The sequence below is a fragment of the Domibacillus indicus genome (genome assembly GCF_023715895.1).
In the GTDB taxonomy this organism is placed as follows: Bacteria; Bacillota; Bacilli; order Bacillales; family Domibacillaceae; genus Domibacillus; species Domibacillus indicus_A.
Genome location: NZ_JAMBOO010000023.1, coordinates 47,024 through 62,960, shown reverse-complemented (window position 1 = coordinate 62,960; position 15,937 = coordinate 47,024). Strand labels below are relative to the sequence as shown.

Here is a 15,937-nt window from a genome sequence, read left to right as displayed (position 1 = left end):
TGTCTTCGTTCATTAGTCTCCATCATGCACTCGGGCTTCCGAAGGAAGCTTAATCCGCTGATGTTGTACCGTATTCAAGATAAGGGATGCTCCATCAAAATCTTTGATTTAGGTGGAGAGGTTCACAGAGCAAGAAAGGGCACACCGCCTATTTTTGAAAAAGTGGAAAGAGATAAGGAATTGACGGTACCTGACTTTGGGGCAGTTTAATGAGCAGCTGCAACGGGTACACTAAAGTATGGTTTGGTAAGCCGTGTATATAAAGTACCCATTTCGAAATAGTACACACATAAAAAAAGCACTCACAGGGCGTGAGTGCTTTTTTATTGGCTGAAAAACTTTATTTTTCAAGAGAAAGCTCAGGCTGCTCTGGCTGGGCCGGGGGAACAGGCTGCAGGACAGGCTGTTCTGCGCCCGCTTCTTCACTCGTTTGGTTATCAGATGAGGGTGTATCCGCCTCATTTGTTTCTCGGTCCGTTTCTTCTCGGTCAGCCAGTTCATTGTTTGCTTGATTCACCGTTTTACTGTCGGCTGTAGAATCCGCTTTCTCCTTTTTTTGTATATCTGCTTGGTTAAACCAATCGGATACATGGCCGTCTTTTTTTTCAGACGCCTGGGATGTTGTTTCTTTTTCCTGTGTTGTTTCATTGCTTGTTGTATCGTTTTCATTTGAGGCAGCAGGCTGTTCCTTTTCCGGTGCGGTTGTTTGGGTTTGTTCAGCTGTTGCGTCTTCGGTTTTTTGTTCTGGCTTGTCTGTTAAAAAAACATTCAAAAGCAGCAAAAAACAGGAAAGTGCTGCAAGCAGGGAGACCAAAAGGTACATACTCGATTTATAGATTTTTATAGCCGCTCATCTCCAATAACAGGACTTATGGTGAAAGTATAAAGCTATTGTACAATACGAAAGAAAAGAACCGAAGAGGCGGCTGCTTTTTTATATCCTATACTGCAAGCAAAGAATTAGGCAAAATTAATAATGTGTAAAATTCAAAAAAATAAAGCAGCCGAAAGGGCTGCCCTACGTTGACTGCTCACACAAAGAAATAGCTTCGTTTAATAACTGAATGTCACTTTGAATCAGTTCTTTAATCTCCGGATCATCGTATCGGTAATAGTCATTAATTAATTTTCCCAGCTCATTAGACAGGATGATGGCTAGATCTTCCATAGTAAACGCTCCTAGATAAAGGTTTTTGCGTAATCCTTATTTAATTTTACCTAAAATAGGTTTAATATACTAGACATAATTACCTATATTTCGTAAGGCAAATGAACGGACCGGTTTTTAATAAAAAACTCATTGGGCCGCCCGCCGGAAAAGAAAATGCTCAGGTGAACCATCGGCAGAGCCAGATTCCATTATGACAGCAGAAAGCCAATATAAGGTTCAGCCTAAAAAGCTTCGGTCGGGCTTTCAATGATCAGGAGAGTTAGGAGCGCATAAAAAAGCAGCCAGGTGAAAACCCGGCTGATACAAGGTTTACTTATAGGAGTAGGATTTGGAACTAACAGCTCTAGTATGTACCATTTGAAAAAATCTTATACAAGAAGCACCTGCCTGTTTTGAAGCTGGGCATGAAGAATTAATGTATTTAATTCTTCACTGTAATAAAGCGCTTCTGCACTGGAAAGTCCATAGAGCTGAACCGCGGAAGCCAGCAGCCCGCGGACTCTTTCGATTTCTTCATACAAATAATTTATAGGGTCTTTTTCATTTAGCATCTTTTTTTCTCCATTTATGTACTTCGCAGGTTCAGTTACCCAAAAAAGAAAGGGGGGAAACCTATTTATATAAAATATAAAAGGTCTTTGAATAAAAGACATGGTTGAAAGCTGTTAAAGCACTGGGAAAAGAAAGAGAAATTTGTTATGTTAATAAAAGCATGGTGTACATTTAGGAGGATATAAAGTGAAGACATTATTCAAGCTCTTCATTGGACTGGCATTGCTTGTGGCTCTTCTAGGAGCCGGACTGTATTACTTCGGAACCAAAATTGCATCTGATAAAATAATGGATGAAGTAGCACAACAGATTGAAAACAGCGGAGAAGTGGAACAGATTAAGCAGCAAATTAACAACAACCCAGAGCTGAAAAAGCTGGTGGAAGAAGGCGCAAATGCCGACACTTCTTCTCTGCCGTTTACGACAAAAGAAGAAGCGGCAAGGGAAATGGTGAAAAAGTTCAGCCCGGGCGAGCTTAAAGACATTCAATCGACTGTACAAGGCGGCCTGACAGAAGAAAAGAAACAAGCATTATTAGAGACACTCCAGAGCAAGCTGACTGAAGATGAAATACAGGCTTTAAAAGTGCTGGCTTACAAGGAACTTTATCAATAAAAGAGGGACACCATCGGCGGGTGTTCCTCTTTTTTTATTTAGTCGAACTCATAACGAGGCGATTCTCTGCCTGTTTACATGGCCAAACAGGAATAAGCCCCTGTTTTGATAACGAGGGGCTCTTCTGTCAACTTTGTGTTTGATCTTGTTCGATCCACCAGTCGATTTGATCTAAATCAAAAATGATGATGTCTAAACCAATTTTTTTATGAGGAAGCTTTTTATTTGTGATTAGATCATAAATATCCATTTCAGCAAGTGGATAGTTTACCGACTCAAGATAGGAGATTAATTTCTGTATTCCTTGAATTCTTCTCATTTCATCACCTCCCACAAATATTTCTCCAGGCCTGGGAGAGAAAAACTTGTGTAAAGGATCAAATGAGTGAATATAAACCTTTTTACCCTGTTGGGCCCAGCTATATGCCTGATCGTTCAATTTTTAAATAATCCATGTAAAATGGCAGCTGCGTCATGTATAAGCAGCTGCCATTTTAAGTCTGAACTCAATGGCTGTTTCTTTTTAAGTCATCCATCTGTTCTTGAATGGTTATATGATGAATAACGGTTAAAATCAAAATGATTATATTTAACACACTTGATAAGATCGTACCGCCTAAAAGTATACATTTTACCCGGGAATGGAGCATATGATCACCACTTTTTCAACGGAGTAGGGGCAGATGAAAAAATAAAGCCTGTTTCACATACACACATTTAAAAAGGGTTTGGCACGTTTACTCTACCCGTATTGTATTGGCATCGCCAAATTGCTGCTTGCCGTTCTGCTGCTGCGAGCCCTGGCGGCTGTATGAGTCATTTTGTTGATTGTTCCTCTGACGGATTACGTCTTGGCCGCTCGTTTGATACCATGCGCCTTCATTGTTGTCTTGGTTTTTCGGCTGGTTTTGGCCGTTTTGATTCTGGTTGTTTTGATTCTGGTTGTTTTGGTTCTGGTTATTTTGGTTCTGGTTATTTTGGTTTTGGTTATTGCCCGTTAATGTATCCATAACATTTTCAATGCCTTTGCCAATCGTTTCTAAAATACCGTCGTTCTGCTGGCCGTTTCCATTCTGCTGGTTGTTTTGGTTTTGATTCGCCATCTTTTTCACCTCCCGAGCTTTATCGTGCACAAACGAAAAAAAATTATTTATAAGTCGTCCAGGTGCTTTTTTCAAGGCGATGTATGGGTCGATATGTTTTTTGGTTGAAGATAAAGGGAAAGGACATGCTACTGAGTAAGAAACTCGTTAAGGAGGACTTGAAAATGGGCGTAAGGCTAAAAAAACAAATGCTTATAAGTGGACTAGCCGTTCTGTTTACACTTGGACTGGCTGGCTGTGGAGACGAAGAAAATCCGCCGACTGAGCAGGAAGAAGTTGAGCAAAACAATCATAGTGACATTAATGAAGGAGTGGATGAAGAGAACGATACAGGCACGAATGAAGACGATCAAGTAGAAGTCGATCCGAATGATGGCGAAACCGAAACGAATGGACAAGGTTCTTAAGCTGGAAAGGAGCTGCCGGGAACTAATGAAAAGGTGTATCTGGCCCCGCACAGATACACCTTTTTCTGACAACACAAAGAAATTAATGCTCTTTTAAGGCAGCCAGGGGAACACTTTGTTCTTTTTCGGGCTCATCCAGAGGATAAATACGAGCCATTTCATTGTCTTCGTCTACATGTTGGATATAAATAGGTAATTCGTTAAACGTCACGTCAGCCATTACAGGAGAAGCGGCGATTTCCTGAGCTCGTCGTAAATTCATCATTGTGGCCTCCTTTTGTTTGATAACACTTTTAACGTTTACTTAAAAAGCGTTCCTTATTCTGCTTGATGTGAAGTGAACGAAAGTGTATCTGCTGCCAATGTTTTGGCTGCGTAAAACGAGAAGGGGGGTACCAGAAGTTCAAACAAAATATCCTTTACAAGGTTACGGTATTTGAATGGTCTGGCATGGGTAAGCCATTTTCCTGCTATAGTGGATAATCTCATGTATGAGAGCAGCCGCTACTCCACCAGCTGAAGGCGGGCTTACTTTTGGGCTTCATTAACCGCTTTTTGTTTGATGAGGCTGTCCCGCTCGGCGGAAAGCGCTTCGTTTTCTTTTTTTAAACGGGCCACTTCCTGTTTAAGCGCGGCGATGTCTTCCGTTACAATCTTTTTTTCTGAAAGAGCCGCTGCATGGGCTTTCTCCAAAGCCATGCTGTATTGTTCGGCACCCACCATCTTTCCCTCTAATGTGCTTATCTCTTCTTCCAATATCGTAATTTCCTGTTTAAGCCGGTTGTTTTCATCCAAAGAGGCTTTAAAATCCTGGTTTTCATTTCCAAGCATCGCCAGCGCAACAAGAAAAATCCCCACAAAAAGTGCTGGGTAAAAGATGCGCTTGAACATGCGATGCTTCCTGCTGAATAAGCTGTACAAAAAGTGAAATAAAAAATATAAACAAGCAAAAACGATCAAAATAAGTCCGAGCAGGCTAACTAAAATCAAGCGATCCCTTCTTTCAAGCGAGCTGTGATTTTCCTTGAATTCACGCCTGGGCTGGAAGATGGCAGCTGACGAGGGAACATAATTATGTTTATTTTCATCCAAAAAACAAAGAAAAGCCAGCTCTTTAAGCCGACAAATCATAACAATATCTATTGAAAAAGGTTGCTATTTTCTTTTAAACAGTGTTAGCTAAAAACAGTACATAGGAGGAATCTTTACATGCGCGATAAACAGCAGAGCACCTTTTACATTGTTGATTATGAATGGACAGGGCAGCACATTTTATTTGTAAAAGCAGCGGGCTTCGATGCCGAAAAGGGGAAGGCATTCGAAGAGGTCATTAAGTTTTTAAGGGGCAGGCCGTTTGGAGACAGCATTCATCCCCAAAAGTCTTCTCTGTCAGCCGCTTGCAGAAAGGGCCTTCATGCTTATATAACAAAGAAATTTAACGACAAAGAATTTGATTAAAAGAGAAAAACAGCACTCTTGGACGAGAGCTGTTTTTTGGCATTGTATCATAAACACCATGCGTTTTGACGGAAGTTTACCGTCTTTTAGCTGCTTCACTTGTTAAAAAATCAAGCTGTTTTTGCATGGCTGTTAATTGTTTTTGAATCGACTCTGTCTGCTGTGGTGCCGAGGATTCAGCGCTTGCTGCTTCCTCTAAAGCGAGCAGTGCAGCAAATGTGGCAACCGCATCCGCGAGGGTTGTAAGGGCTGTAGCAAGAACCGTCAGCTTGGCTGCATTCACTTCAAGAGACGTTGAGGAGTTTTCCTGTTGAGCTGCTTTTACATAACGCCGATTCACGATGTGCCTCCTCTCCCAATGGAATAAGCGTATATTCGTTCACATTGTATGCAAAAACCGGCATAATGTGCGAGGCAGCAAGGCTTTCGCCTGCATGTAAAAAAGCAGCTGTATGACCAGGCATACAGCTGTTAACATAGTGGTTTGGCGGGTAAAACCGGTCAGAAAGCAAAAGCAGGAGTCATGTAAGCAAATCTTGTGCATACTCTCTTAATACCTATTAAAATCCTCCGCCAACGTAAGACGCACCAATGATAATAAGAAGGATAAATAGAACAACAATCAGCGCGAAGCCAGATCCGTATCCATCACCGTTTTTGTAGCCCATCATGATCACCTCCTTTTCCATATAGTATGAGAAAGTAAAGGCGGCTCTTGTGCGAATGGTCATAGTGAAACAAAAAATGTTAGAGGAATCGTGAAAGGAGCAGAATGCGTGAAGTATGGCTTTGTTGTGAAGGACAATAAGGTTGTCGCAACATTTCGAGGCAAGGGGCAAAACTTTAATATGGCTGCTCACGCATTTATGATGTCTGGTTACGGGATAAGGTGGGTGTCTGCTGAAGAATATCAAGCAGAAAGGGAAAAAACGAAAGACTGATACCGCCTTTTCCAGATTAGCAGCAGAATATACGCAAAAAAAGCAGCCAGGCATTGCCTGGCTGAAAAGTCATGTTCACTTATAGGAGTTGGGGTTGGGAACTAACAGTCCTATTATGAACCTCTCCATAAAAATTTATACAAAAAAGCCAAAAAACGTTTCGCTTTCCTCTTGAATGTCCGCTTTAAAAGAAAAGCGGGACAGGCTAGCCAGCGGAGCCTGACTGCTCAGCAGCAGGAAAGGAAAGAATAAAGCGTGTACCTTTTGCAGGCTCACTTTTTACTTGAATGCTGCCGCGCATAGACTTGACGGTACTGTAGACCACCATTGTGCCAAGTCCTGTGCCGAGATCCTTTGTCGTGAAAAAAGGGTTTCCCAGCTGTTCAATTTGTTCTTTATTCATTCCAATGCCTGTATCCGCTACAGTAATAACAGCATGATCTTTAAAGCGGTTCAATTCGATTGTCAGGGTGCCGCCACCGGGCATGGCTTCAATTCCGTTTTTTGCAATATTGAGGATACATTGATGAAACTTTTCTTTTTCTCCAGCCAGCAAGCTGTTTTTCTGGAAATTTGTTTTGATTTCTACATCATTCATAGCTGCATAAGGCTCCACAAAATGTGAGATATTCGTTAATTCATGCTGCAGATCTAACACTTCTACATTTTCTAATGAAGGCTTGGCAAAGGTAAGATAGTCTGTAATGATCGATTCTGCTTTGTTTAAGGCTTCTACAGCCGTGCTGATGTAATAATTCTTTTCTTGATTGGAAAGCTGCGGGTCGCGCAGCAGCTGAAGAAAACCTTTCGTGACGGTTAACGGATTTCGCACTTCATGAGAAATACTGGCGGCAATGGTGCTGACGGTTTTTAATTTCTCAAGCTTCGCTATTTCTTTGGACAATATCATCTCTTTTTTTGCTTTTTCAATCATCCATACGCAAAGGAGGAGACCGATTGTTTGAAGCACTATGATCAAAACAGCGAATATAATAAACGCTGCCGTGACAGCTAATGGCAATAAAAGCAGGTTCAGAGCGAGTGTAGATAGGGCTGCAGTCAAGGAGATGCACAGGGCAACCCATAGTTTCTTTTTAAGAACGGCTGCTTTTTTGAAAAAAGGCAGAACCACAACCCATAAAAGCAGCAGCAGAGAATAAACGAAGAGGGCGGATAGAAAGTCTGGAACTCCCAATACAAAACGATAGCCGAGTAAAATGGCTGTCAGAATGCAGGCAGCCCGGCGCCCTCCGTATAATGCTCCAATCATCAAAGGAATTTGGCGGAAGTCGATCGGTATTTCTTTTAAAAGAATAATAGGAAAACTCATTGAAAACACAATCGATATCCCACAAATCAATATAATAATCAGGGTATGTGCGATCTGGTTTACTTTCCGTTCCAGGAATTTAAAATAAATTGTAAAACCGAAATAAATCAAAAGAGTGTTTAATAAGAAGCTTTGAATATTAGTAAGAAGAATATCCAATCTTGCAACTCCAGTCGTGTAAAGTGGTAAAAGATGAAGGGATTTTTCACTCCAGCTCTGATACGTTTTTTATCATAACACGGAAGGAGCTTTTTTCTTCTATTTGATTAGTAAAAAATGTGAAAAATAAAAAAACGCCTTCAATTAAACAAAAAACCCGGCTGCCCAGCCGGGTAAAAAGCGATCCGTTATTCGCTTGGAAACACTCTGCGAACGGTATCGCTAAATTCATCAACAAGTCCTTCTACAGGCTCGCCTGCTTCAATCCGCTCAGCATAATCCTTCATTTGAGTAGTGAAATCCGGGTCTTCCGAAATATATACTTCTTCAAGGGTCGTATCTGATTTTTTTACTTTGTCTTCCATGTCTTTTTTCAGTTCGTCCGTTACTTGAGTGCCATTTTCTAACTGAACGGCGGCATAAGCACGCTCTCCTGCTGCCAGAACAGTGGCGTCTTCTACTTTATCTATGTCCTCAAGGCTGCCCTCTGCTTTATCCAATACAGACAGGCGGGCTTCATTATTGCCTTCGTCATTTGTTGTCTGCTCATTATGCGTTTCATGTTCAGTTGCATTATTGTCGGCTTGGTCTGCCGTTTCATCATTATTATTATTCATACATCCGGCCAAGAAAAAGATGGTCATACAAGCCGCCAAATACATTGATGCTTTTTTCATCGAACATCCTCCTTTGTACAAGTTAAAATGAACAAAGGATATTTTCTCCAATGGATGCCGGAATATACCATGGAGATAAAAAAGAAGCCTTTATGAAAAAGGCTTCCTGCTATAACCATTCTTGTATAAAGAGTTTAAAAATAAAATGGGGAACGATCAAATGAGTTCGGCCGTACTTTTTATGCTCAATCTATCGACATGAACGGGTCGAGTCCGTACAGAAGCAGACACCGCTCGTTTCGCTTACTATACATCTAGATAAAAATAAAAACATTTTTATATCGGCTGTTTACATTGTACTAAAGCTTCGCTTAAAAGCTGGATATCATTTTGAATCTGTTCTTTAATGATTAAATCAGGACATTTTAAATAGTCATCAACGAGCCGTTCCAGTTCAACAGATAAAAGAAGGGCAACCTCTTTCAGAGCAAACACTCTCCTTTAAATAAATTCTCTCCATTTTACATACTGTCTGTGAACATGGAGGGGTTGAAAAGGACAAAAAATAAAAATGGTTATTTTTAAATTTTATGTGTATAGGAAGAAAAACATTCAAACAATTGTATGCGAAATAAAAAGGAGGCAGAATCAGCATGAATGTCTGCCTTAAGGATGACCAGCGCTTGACTAGGATGATTTCTTTTTGTAAAATGCCATCATTTCTCGAATGGAACGCATAATTTCTTTGAATTGCAGAACAAATAAAAACAGGCTGGAGAAAGAAAAAAACACAACCGGAACAAATCGAAACCAGTGCATAAAATCCTCTCCGTTTCTGTCTAGCGATAAGTATACATCCTTGAAGCTGCAGTGACTTTCTGTTCACTTATCTAGAAACGAATGCAGTGATTCCTGTTTGCCAAGAACCCGTTCTGCACGAACCCATTATATGCGGTCCCTTAAAAGAGATGTCTTTTTTCGCCGCTTATTTCCGTCTCCTGATGAAAGGGGTATCTAAACAGGAGAAAAGTCGTCTGGCAATGGAAGAGGCAGGCGGCTTTGTTTTTTTAAACGTGTTAAAAAAAGCGTTTTTTATTGAATAAAAAATAATAAATGGACCATACTGACGGATACAGGTGGTGAAACGATGATAACAAACAGCCGCATGATGCTGTCCGGGCACATTATGTTAATTGAAATTTTAAACCGTCCGTTTTACCGTTTTGCCATTGTGGCAGAACAAAGAGACCGGGATCAGCCTTTTATCAAGCCAGTGCCTATTTATGGGACTATTACATTTAATAAAAATAAACGTGAAGTTGTCGCAGATAGTTTAAACACTTCATTTGGCAATCTAGAGAGCAGCACCCGGCAATGGATTGAAAAAAAGCTCATGAAAGAAATTGATGAATACCATGAGCGGCAGCTGCTCGTTCAGCAGAAGCACTCGTAATAAAAAGAGCATCCATTCGGATGCTCTTGCTCTCAGCCTGCCTTCTAACTTTGCCTATACAAGCTTGAAGCTTCCTTATAAAAAAGGAAGCTTTTTTGTGCGGCTGATCGGCTTTATTACTGGTTATTAAAAGCGGAAATGAAACATTAAGTGATAGAGAAAGTGAAAAACAATGAAACAAAAGGAGGGGTTGATCCGTAGAAAAAAATGAAACAAAGAGAAGGAGACTGGTTATTATGCAATCAGGAAAATCATTAATTACGTCTCATGTGCTGCCGAGGTTTTTCAGTACGCTTTTGCTTTCGTTTATCGGTACATTAGTTGGCGGGATGTTTATTCCAGAAACAGTAGCACTTGCTTTAGGCCTGGTTCCGATCCTTGTACTGCTGCTACTTTTAATAAAATCATTTTCAGCGGGAAGAAAAAGAAAGAAAGGACTCAGTACGTATGGATTAAGGCTTCCTATGTGGCTCGTGTACGTGTTTACGCTGCTGGTTGGAATTTCTATTTATCCGGCTATCGATCTATATGTCGATGCGATGGGGATGGCGCTCGTCGTAGCAGCGTTCGGTATTGCTTCCGCTTTATTCGGCGGGTTGTTTGTTTACACATACTTTACGAAAAAAGATTTCTCCTTTTTAGGCGGTATGCTCTTTTTTGCACTGCTTACACTGATCCTGCTTAGCATTGCCAACATTTTTATTGGTTCCAGCTTTATGGACCTTGGTCTTGCTTTTGCTGGAATCCTTATTTTCTCCGGATATATGCTATATGATATTTCCCGGATGAAGGAGTCAGGGTTTAAAGAAGCGGACGTGCCAGCAGCAGTCTTTGATTTATATTTGAATTTTATTAATATCTTCCTGGATATTTTGCGGGTGCTGAACTTTTTCACTTCAAGAGACTAAGACACCCTTTGGAAAAAGAAAATCCCGGCCGCATACAGGCCGGGACTTTTTATGTTATTGATTGTTTTCCGTTGGATCATTTTCAGGGTCCAGCTGGTCATCTTTTGTTCCATCATCAATACCGTTATCCTGATCTTTTCCGTTATTGATATCGTTAGCATCCTCTGGGTTATTTTCAGGGTCCAGCTGGTCATCTTTTGTTCCATCATCGATACCGTTATCCTGATCTTTTCCGTCATTGATACCGTTAGCATCTTCGTTGTTGCCGCCGCTTTCTTGATCCGTCCCATCATTGACGCCATTTCCTTTGTCGTTTTCATCTCTTAGTTCGGTATCTAAATCGCCTTCTGTTTCATCTTGTTCAGTTTGATTTTGGGTATCGGTATTGTTTTGTTCTTCCATTTGATCCTGCTCATTATTGGTGTCGTCGTTTTGTCCGCCGCCGCAGCCAGCCAGCCCGAGTATGAGCAAAGCCGTTAGTCCGCTGACAAGAAGTTCTTTTGTGCCGGTCAATTTCATGTGTGCATTCTCCTTTAAGTAAGGTTGTCGTCAATGGTAGCATGCCCAGTGTATGAAGAAGTAAACAAAAAGAGCAGGGCGACCAAAAAATTTTTGGCAGGCAAAACGAATCCGCTATTTATCGCTAACCAGAACAGGTTAAGGCAGACGGCGATTGAGTCAAAAGGTTGAATAGTATATAGGTATAAAAAGCTAATCGGGTTTGGGATATAGTTCATTTCGGCTTGACTTGACATAATTCGACATGATTTAATGGGACTAAAGATAAAGGCAAACTTCTCCGAAAGGGAAGGACGCAAAGCCACGGGTCTACTTTTCAGCCAGTGAAAAACGACAGCCGGGTTGCCAAATAGGGAAGTTTCTCCGTATTTGGTTGAATAGCTGTTTAAAGCAGGAGGAAACATGCGGAGAAAATCGAACGACGTAAAAGCACATGTAGAAAAATTTTTTGTTTTATTGAAAAACTATCCGGACAGTACAGATTCAGCTTTAGTTTTTGTGCGGTTTTTACGCTCTTTTTTAAGGGATCGCTCCCAGCCGGAAGTACTGCCTACGATTGAAATTATGACACTTTTAAAAGAACATAAGCCGATCGCGTTTCACTCTATGAGAAAGCTTTCAGAACGGGATGACCTATTGGCTTTTTTAACGGGTTTATCGATGAGTCCCCAGGAAGCCGAAAATAAGCTTCAAGCCATATATGAAAGCCGGGAATATAAAACAAAGAAAAGCTCCTGATGAAGGGAGCTTTTTTTGTTTAAAAGCGGGGGTTTTCCTTTAATTGTAGAAATATGTGGTTGGATTTTATTTGAAAAAGAAACGCTTGTTCGTTACAATAAAAAAGGAGGAGATTAAGCAGATTATATAACCATGTATCGCTTTACATTTTAAGAAGTAAAAACATTTTTGTCCTGCTATTTGAGTGTCAGCCGAAGAAATCCTGCGAAAAGGAGGAAAAACCATATGCTTAATCAGCTTTCCGTCCGCCAGCAGAAAATGCTTCTTTATATAAATGAGTTTGTCCGCACGAAAAATTATCCGCCTACGATACGTGAGATTGGCGAAGCGGTAGAACTAAAATCTGCTTCAACTGTAAAAGGTCATTTAGACCGCTTGAAAGAATCTGGCTATGTAACCTGGGAAGATAGAAAGCCACGAACCCTGCGTGTAACCGAAAAATTTGTTCAGTAAAGGATATCACCAGGACGGCAAACCAAAAGCGAACCGGGAATGATCGGTCCGCTTTTATAAAAATGCAGATGATACAAGCCACGTGTGAGCTTCAAGGATTCTTTGAAGGCTGATTTTCCGATAACCACCAGTCAATATGATTTAAGTCAAAGATCATCGCCCCGTTCATCAGCTTTCGGTGAGGAAATTGTCTTTTTCGGATTAAATCCTCAACCTCTTCATGTGTGAGCGAATAATGATGGGTATTAAGATATGTGAGTAAGCTGGGAATGCCTTGAACTCTCCTCATATGATCACCTCCCACCCTTTATTCTCTGTTATCTGAAAAAGTGGAGAAATGTGTTGGAAAAAGCAGATAAGAGAATGTATATCCAGCGTACCCGTTTTTTGAAAGACGCAAACGACTTAATTGGAAGAAGGCATCGGCCGTCCGTTGGGCAGATGGTCTGCTTTCTAGTTTTGTTTCTCTGGTGCATTTAATTTGCTGTTTGGGCTGAAGCCTTCATAAAAAAGCGGGCCGATCATGGTGATAGCGGCCGCAAAATAAACAAACGCAGTTATACATGCAGGATGACCTTTTGAAAGAAGTTTATACACAATCGAACCAAAAAACCTGAAAGTGTCCAGTTTCAGGTTTTTTGGTTCGATTGTGCCATGCTGAAAGAAATAATATGCGGATATCGAATGTGATGGTGAACATCATTGATGGTTAACTGAAGATGATCAATGGCCACTCCAGTCAGCTTTCCGGTCAATAACCCGCCGGTTGTGGCTACTTGAATCGTTTTACCGCTATGCATTAGAAGGTGGTCGAGAAAGACGGGTTCTGCTGTCACGGTATAAACCGGTGATAATTGCTGCATAATGGCTGGAAATTGGGGAGAATACAAATAATGTCCTGGCGGCAACAGCGAGTGTTGAGGCGGATTTGGATATTCCTGTACCATCGATTTCACTCCTTTATATAGTTACAGTATGCGTTCATTGGCGGAGTGACACTTTGCCTCCGTGTACTTTCCGGCTTAGCTCGCTCATAATGTTAGGACAAGCAGAAAAAAGGAGGATGCTGTAATGAAAAAATGGATCGCAGCGGCTTCAGCGGCTATCGTATTAAGTGCCTGTTCAGCAGAAGAAGAAATGGTTCAAAGCACGTTTTCAGAAGGGACGGAATCAATTATTGAAGAGCCGTCAGAGGAAGAGCTGGCCGAACAGATGAAAGAGGAAGCCGTGCCGGCGAAATTTACGGAGTTAACTGCTGACGAGCCGCCAGTCGGTAAAAAAGTGGCTGCGACAGGACGCGTTACGGAAGTGATCGAACCCGGCTTAACGGGCTCATTTTTCCTTCAGGCATCGGATGGCACATATGTGATTATGAATGCCACGCAGACGGAAATCGAAATAAATGAGAGCGTTACGGTGTATGGAACAGTGGCAGTGGAAAAAGCGAAAGATGGGACACCGGCTATCAATGCAGTGATTATTGAGAAGTAGAAAACGCTTTTAAAAAGCAGTTGCAGTTCCAGCGAAGGATCGATTATTCTTAAAGAAATAACATGAATGAGCCGATTTTATACATTCAAGAATGGTCGGTGCCTTGATGGAGCTTATCATAAAAGATTTACTCATTAATTTTTTATTTGTTCTTCTTCCGATCTTTTTTATGCAAATGCTTTACCTCGTTTCCTACTTATACCGTTTTGAAAAAGTAAAGGCATCATGGTTTGTTGTGTTTCCGATTATATCTTTTGTTTTATGTATGCTGTTTCCTTTTTCATTTGGAGACGGATTTAACTTTGACTTGCGCCGGGTTCCTTTTCTGCTGGGGATTTTATATGGAGGGCCGGGATTCGCTGCATGGCTGCTTCCGGCTCTGCTTGCTGCCCGCTTTTTTATAGGAGGATCCGGCTTTTTTATAACCCTTTTTACCTTTACGCCTATTGCCGTGCTGGCGATGTTTTTCTCGAAGTACTATTTAAAGATGCCGTTAAAACAAAAACTCCCTTCAGTGGGCGTGCTTACTCTTTTTTCTTTGCTGCTTACAACGTACGTGGCCGGGCAAATATATGATATGCATATGACGGTAAGTATGTGGGTGATTTTTTACATGCTTAATATTGTTTGTATCCTGATTGCTGCCGTTTTGTTAGAGGTGATTAAAACCAATTTTGATGTATTGCAAAAGCTGATGAAAGCAGAGAAATTAGAGATTGTCAGCAACCTTGCCGCCAGCATTTCACATGAAGTGCGAAATCCGCTGACGGCCAGCCGGGGATTTATGCAGCTTTCCTATGAAAGTGACATACCATCGGAAACAAAAGAGCAAATTCTGATTTCCATTCAGGAACTGGACCGGGCTACTGGCATTATTAATGATTATTTAACATTTGCAAAACCCGCTCCCGATGAGGCAGAAGCCATTATTCTTCACGAAACAATAAATCATGCTGTGAACGTGTTAATGCCGCTGGCCAATATGAACAGTATAGAGCTCGACGTGTCTGTAGAAAAAAAAGAGCACTGTTATATTCTTGGCGAACGAAAAAAGCTCGAGCAGGCTTTAATCAATATCATTAAAAATGCCATCGAAGCCATGCCGAACGGCGGTAAAATAAGGATCAAAACAACATATGAACATCATCTTGCTAAAATCCGTATTTGCGATCAGGGAAAAGGAATGACACAAAAGCAAATAGATCGTCTTGGTGAACCGTACTTTACAACGAAAGAAAATGGAACCGGTCTCGGGACGATGGTTTCTTTTAGCATTATTCAAAGTTTAGGCGGAAGAACCCAGGTTACAAGTAAAGTCAATAAAGGAACGTGTTTTGTAATCGAGCTTCCGACCGTCCATGAATAACAAATGAACATCACCTGAAAAAGCCTGGCTTACAAGCCGGGCTTTTTCAGTTCAGTATCCTAAGGCCGAATGGATACAGGAGTCCCGATAGGAATCGTCCGGGACAGCTCTTCCACATCCTTATTGTGCATTCGAACACAGCCTCTAGAAACATACTTTCCGATAGAAGAAGGATCATTTGTACCGTGAATGCCATAACTTTTCTTCGACAAACTCATCCACATCGTTCCGTACGGCCCCCCCGGGTTGGGTGCTTTATTAATAATGATAAAATCTCCTACAGGTGTTTCATGCAGCATTCTGCCAACACCAATCGGGTATACTTTTCTGACTTGGTCCCGGTAAAATAACGTTAAAGTCCGATTCGAAAGAGAGACCACAATGGAAAAAGGAAGGCTTGCGGGAGAAGGAAAGCCTGGAATGGTAATGCGCTGTCCCACATAAATCAAATTGGGCGTAATACCCGGATTGCTGGCAATGAGAGCAGCTAATGAAATCCGGTAGTCTCCTGCAATTGAGGAAAGTGTTTCCCCGCGTTTTACAGTATGAATCACGTGATTCCTCCTTTTTTGCTTTGACCCTTTAGTTTATTCAAGGCCGCTGCAAAATGGGAGAAATCGTACTAATATTCATACTAATATAAGTAACAGTATGAA

Annotated in this window: 28 protein-coding genes and 1 riboswitch; of the genes, 11 read left to right on the top strand and 17 right to left on the bottom strand. The window is 41.2% G+C overall.

The genetic code is table 11. The annotated features are described in order from the left end of the window. Window positions 1-210, top strand: a 210-nt coding sequence (locus tag M3221_RS20815) for a hypothetical protein (RefSeq protein WP_251273594.1), incomplete at its 5' end; no start/stop codon positions are given. A gap of 130 nt (window positions 211-340) precedes the next feature. On the opposite strand, the gene M3221_RS20810 is transcribed toward M3221_RS20815, so the two are convergent. From M3221_RS20810 to M3221_RS20800, 3 genes are all read right to left on the bottom strand, one after another. After that, window positions 341-781, bottom strand: coding sequence for a hypothetical protein (locus tag M3221_RS20810; RefSeq protein ID WP_251273593.1), 441 nt, complete (start codon window positions 779-781; stop codon window positions 341-343). A 237-nt stretch (window positions 782-1,018) separates the two neighbouring features. Then, window positions 1,019-1,168 (bottom strand): hypothetical protein, encoded by a 150-nt coding sequence (locus tag M3221_RS20805; protein WP_251273592.1) that lies wholly within the window; start codon window positions 1,166-1,168, stop codon window positions 1,019-1,021. Window positions 1,169-1,539: 371 nt separating this feature from the next. Then, a complete protein-coding gene (locus M3221_RS20800) occupies window positions 1,540-1,722 on the bottom strand; it encodes a Spo0E family sporulation regulatory protein-aspartic acid phosphatase (protein ID WP_251273591.1) in 183 nt (60 codons plus the stop codon). 187 nt (window positions 1,723-1,909) lie between these two features. Here M3221_RS20800 and M3221_RS20795 point away from each other — a divergent pair, with 187 nt between their 5' ends. Beyond that, a complete protein-coding gene (locus tag M3221_RS20795; RefSeq protein ID WP_251273590.1) occupies window positions 1,910-2,338 on the top strand; it encodes a hypothetical protein in 429 nt (142 codons plus the stop codon). 127 nt (window positions 2,339-2,465) lie between these two features. Here the strand turns inward: M3221_RS20795 and M3221_RS20790 are convergent, their stop codons facing one another. Both M3221_RS20790 and M3221_RS20785 read right to left on the bottom strand, forming a co-directional pair. After that, a complete protein-coding gene (locus M3221_RS20790) occupies window positions 2,466-2,657 on the bottom strand; it encodes a hypothetical protein (protein ID WP_251273589.1) in 192 nt (63 codons plus the stop codon). Between the two features lie 418 nt (window positions 2,658-3,075). Further along, on the bottom strand, window positions 3,076-3,441 hold the full coding sequence (locus tag M3221_RS20785; RefSeq protein ID WP_251273588.1) for a hypothetical protein: 366 nt from the start codon (window positions 3,439-3,441) through the stop codon (window positions 3,076-3,078). Between the two features lie 164 nt (window positions 3,442-3,605). On the opposite strand from M3221_RS20785, the gene M3221_RS20780 reads away from it, so the two are divergent. Further along, a complete protein-coding gene (locus M3221_RS20780; RefSeq protein WP_251273587.1) occupies window positions 3,606-3,848 on the top strand; it encodes a hypothetical protein in 243 nt (80 codons plus the stop codon). Window positions 3,849-3,930: 82 nt separating this feature from the next. On the opposite strand, the gene M3221_RS20775 is transcribed toward M3221_RS20780, so the two are convergent. Beyond that, window positions 3,931-4,110 (bottom strand): small acid-soluble spore protein H, encoded by a 180-nt coding sequence (locus M3221_RS20775; protein WP_251273586.1) that lies wholly within the window; start codon window positions 4,108-4,110, stop codon window positions 3,931-3,933. A 266-nt stretch (window positions 4,111-4,376) separates the two neighbouring features. Next, window positions 4,377-4,739 carry a hypothetical protein gene (locus M3221_RS20770; protein ID WP_251273585.1) on the bottom strand — a complete coding sequence of 121 codons (363 nt, stop codon included), beginning with the start codon at window positions 4,737-4,739 and terminating at the stop codon, window positions 4,377-4,379. Between the two features lie 318 nt (window positions 4,740-5,057). On the opposite strand from M3221_RS20770, the gene M3221_RS20765 reads away from it, so the two are divergent. Continuing rightward, window positions 5,058-5,306, top strand: a complete 249-nt coding sequence (locus tag M3221_RS20765; RefSeq protein ID WP_251273584.1) for a hypothetical protein — start codon at window positions 5,058-5,060, stop codon at window positions 5,304-5,306. Between the two features lie 76 nt (window positions 5,307-5,382). Here the strand turns inward: M3221_RS20765 and M3221_RS20760 are convergent, their stop codons facing one another. After that, complete coding sequence (locus M3221_RS20760; RefSeq protein WP_251273583.1) at window positions 5,383-5,646, bottom strand: hypothetical protein; 264 nt, start codon at window positions 5,644-5,646, stop codon at window positions 5,383-5,385. 220 nt (window positions 5,647-5,866) lie between these two features. After that, a complete protein-coding gene (locus M3221_RS20755) occupies window positions 5,867-5,974 on the bottom strand; it encodes a YjcZ family sporulation protein (protein WP_285881603.1) in 108 nt (35 codons plus the stop codon). 108 nt (window positions 5,975-6,082) lie between these two features. Here M3221_RS20755 and M3221_RS20750 point away from each other — a divergent pair, with 108 nt between their 5' ends. Next, window positions 6,083-6,247 carry a hypothetical protein gene (locus M3221_RS20750; RefSeq protein ID WP_251273582.1) on the top strand — a complete coding sequence of 55 codons (165 nt, stop codon included), beginning with the start codon at window positions 6,083-6,085 and terminating at the stop codon, window positions 6,245-6,247. 205 nt (window positions 6,248-6,452) lie between these two features. On the opposite strand, the gene M3221_RS20745 is transcribed toward M3221_RS20750, so the two are convergent. The 4 genes from M3221_RS20745 to M3221_RS26405 form a co-directional block, all read right to left on the bottom strand. Then, window positions 6,453-7,688 (bottom strand): ATP-binding protein, encoded by a 1,236-nt coding sequence (locus tag M3221_RS20745; RefSeq protein ID WP_251273597.1) that lies wholly within the window; start codon window positions 7,686-7,688, stop codon window positions 6,453-6,455. A gap of 236 nt (window positions 7,689-7,924) precedes the next feature. Then, window positions 7,925-8,413 (bottom strand): YhcN/YlaJ family sporulation lipoprotein, encoded by a 489-nt coding sequence (locus M3221_RS20740; RefSeq protein WP_251273581.1) that lies wholly within the window; start codon window positions 8,411-8,413, stop codon window positions 7,925-7,927. Between the two features lie 276 nt (window positions 8,414-8,689). After that, complete coding sequence (locus tag M3221_RS20735; protein WP_251273580.1) at window positions 8,690-8,848, bottom strand: hypothetical protein; 159 nt, start codon at window positions 8,846-8,848, stop codon at window positions 8,690-8,692. A 192-nt stretch (window positions 8,849-9,040) separates the two neighbouring features. Next, window positions 9,041-9,172, bottom strand: a complete 132-nt coding sequence (locus M3221_RS26405; RefSeq protein WP_285881549.1) for a hypothetical protein — start codon at window positions 9,170-9,172, stop codon at window positions 9,041-9,043. A gap of 328 nt (window positions 9,173-9,500) precedes the next feature. Here M3221_RS26405 and M3221_RS20730 point away from each other — a divergent pair, with 328 nt between their 5' ends. Together M3221_RS20730 and M3221_RS20725 are read left to right on the top strand one after the other, a co-directional pair. Continuing rightward, on the top strand, window positions 9,501-9,806 hold the full coding sequence (locus tag M3221_RS20730; RefSeq protein ID WP_242233074.1) for a hypothetical protein: 306 nt from the start codon (window positions 9,501-9,503) through the stop codon (window positions 9,804-9,806). A gap of 236 nt (window positions 9,807-10,042) precedes the next feature. Beyond that, on the top strand, window positions 10,043-10,714 hold the full coding sequence (locus M3221_RS20725) for a Bax inhibitor-1/YccA family protein (RefSeq protein ID WP_251273579.1): 672 nt from the start codon (window positions 10,043-10,045) through the stop codon (window positions 10,712-10,714). A gap of 54 nt (window positions 10,715-10,768) precedes the next feature. Here M3221_RS20725 and M3221_RS20720 read toward each other — a convergent pair whose 3' ends face one another. Continuing rightward, on the bottom strand, window positions 10,769-11,233 hold the full coding sequence (locus tag M3221_RS20720) for a hypothetical protein (protein ID WP_251273578.1): 465 nt from the start codon (window positions 11,231-11,233) through the stop codon (window positions 10,769-10,771). A 259-nt stretch (window positions 11,234-11,492) separates the two neighbouring features. Beyond that, window positions 11,493-11,583, top strand: a riboswitch (cyclic di-GMP riboswitch). A 52-nt stretch (window positions 11,584-11,635) separates the two neighbouring features. Between M3221_RS20720 and M3221_RS20715 the strand changes: the two genes are divergently transcribed. Both M3221_RS20715 and M3221_RS20710 read left to right on the top strand, forming a co-directional pair. Further along, complete coding sequence (locus M3221_RS20715) at window positions 11,636-11,971, top strand: hypothetical protein (RefSeq protein ID WP_251273577.1); 336 nt, start codon at window positions 11,636-11,638, stop codon at window positions 11,969-11,971. 225 nt (window positions 11,972-12,196) lie between these two features. Continuing rightward, window positions 12,197-12,424, top strand: a complete 228-nt coding sequence (locus tag M3221_RS20710; protein ID WP_251273576.1) for a LexA family protein — start codon at window positions 12,197-12,199, stop codon at window positions 12,422-12,424. A 91-nt stretch (window positions 12,425-12,515) separates the two neighbouring features. On the opposite strand, the gene M3221_RS20705 is transcribed toward M3221_RS20710, so the two are convergent. Both M3221_RS20705 and M3221_RS20700 read right to left on the bottom strand, forming a co-directional pair. Further along, entirely contained in the window at window positions 12,516-12,713 is a 198-nt protein-coding gene (locus tag M3221_RS20705) for a hypothetical protein (protein WP_251273575.1), read from the bottom strand. A 340-nt stretch (window positions 12,714-13,053) separates the two neighbouring features. Further along, complete coding sequence (locus M3221_RS20700; protein WP_251273574.1) at window positions 13,054-13,371, bottom strand: DUF2642 domain-containing protein; 318 nt, start codon at window positions 13,369-13,371, stop codon at window positions 13,054-13,056. Between the two features lie 124 nt (window positions 13,372-13,495). On the opposite strand from M3221_RS20700, the gene M3221_RS20695 reads away from it, so the two are divergent. Together M3221_RS20695 and M3221_RS20690 are read left to right on the top strand one after the other, a co-directional pair. Further along, on the top strand, window positions 13,496-13,915 hold the full coding sequence (locus M3221_RS20695) for a hypothetical protein (RefSeq protein WP_251273573.1): 420 nt from the start codon (window positions 13,496-13,498) through the stop codon (window positions 13,913-13,915). A 106-nt stretch (window positions 13,916-14,021) separates the two neighbouring features. Continuing rightward, window positions 14,022-15,281: an ATP-binding protein gene (locus M3221_RS20690; protein ID WP_251273572.1), complete on the top strand. Its 1,260-nt coding sequence runs from the start codon at window positions 14,022-14,024 to the stop codon at window positions 15,279-15,281. Window positions 15,282-15,340: 59 nt separating this feature from the next. Here M3221_RS20690 and M3221_RS20685 read toward each other — a convergent pair whose 3' ends face one another. Beyond that, on the bottom strand, window positions 15,341-15,835 hold the full coding sequence (locus M3221_RS20685) for a L,D-transpeptidase family protein (RefSeq protein ID WP_251273571.1): 495 nt from the start codon (window positions 15,833-15,835) through the stop codon (window positions 15,341-15,343). Between the last annotated feature and the right edge of the window lie 102 nt (window positions 15,836-15,937).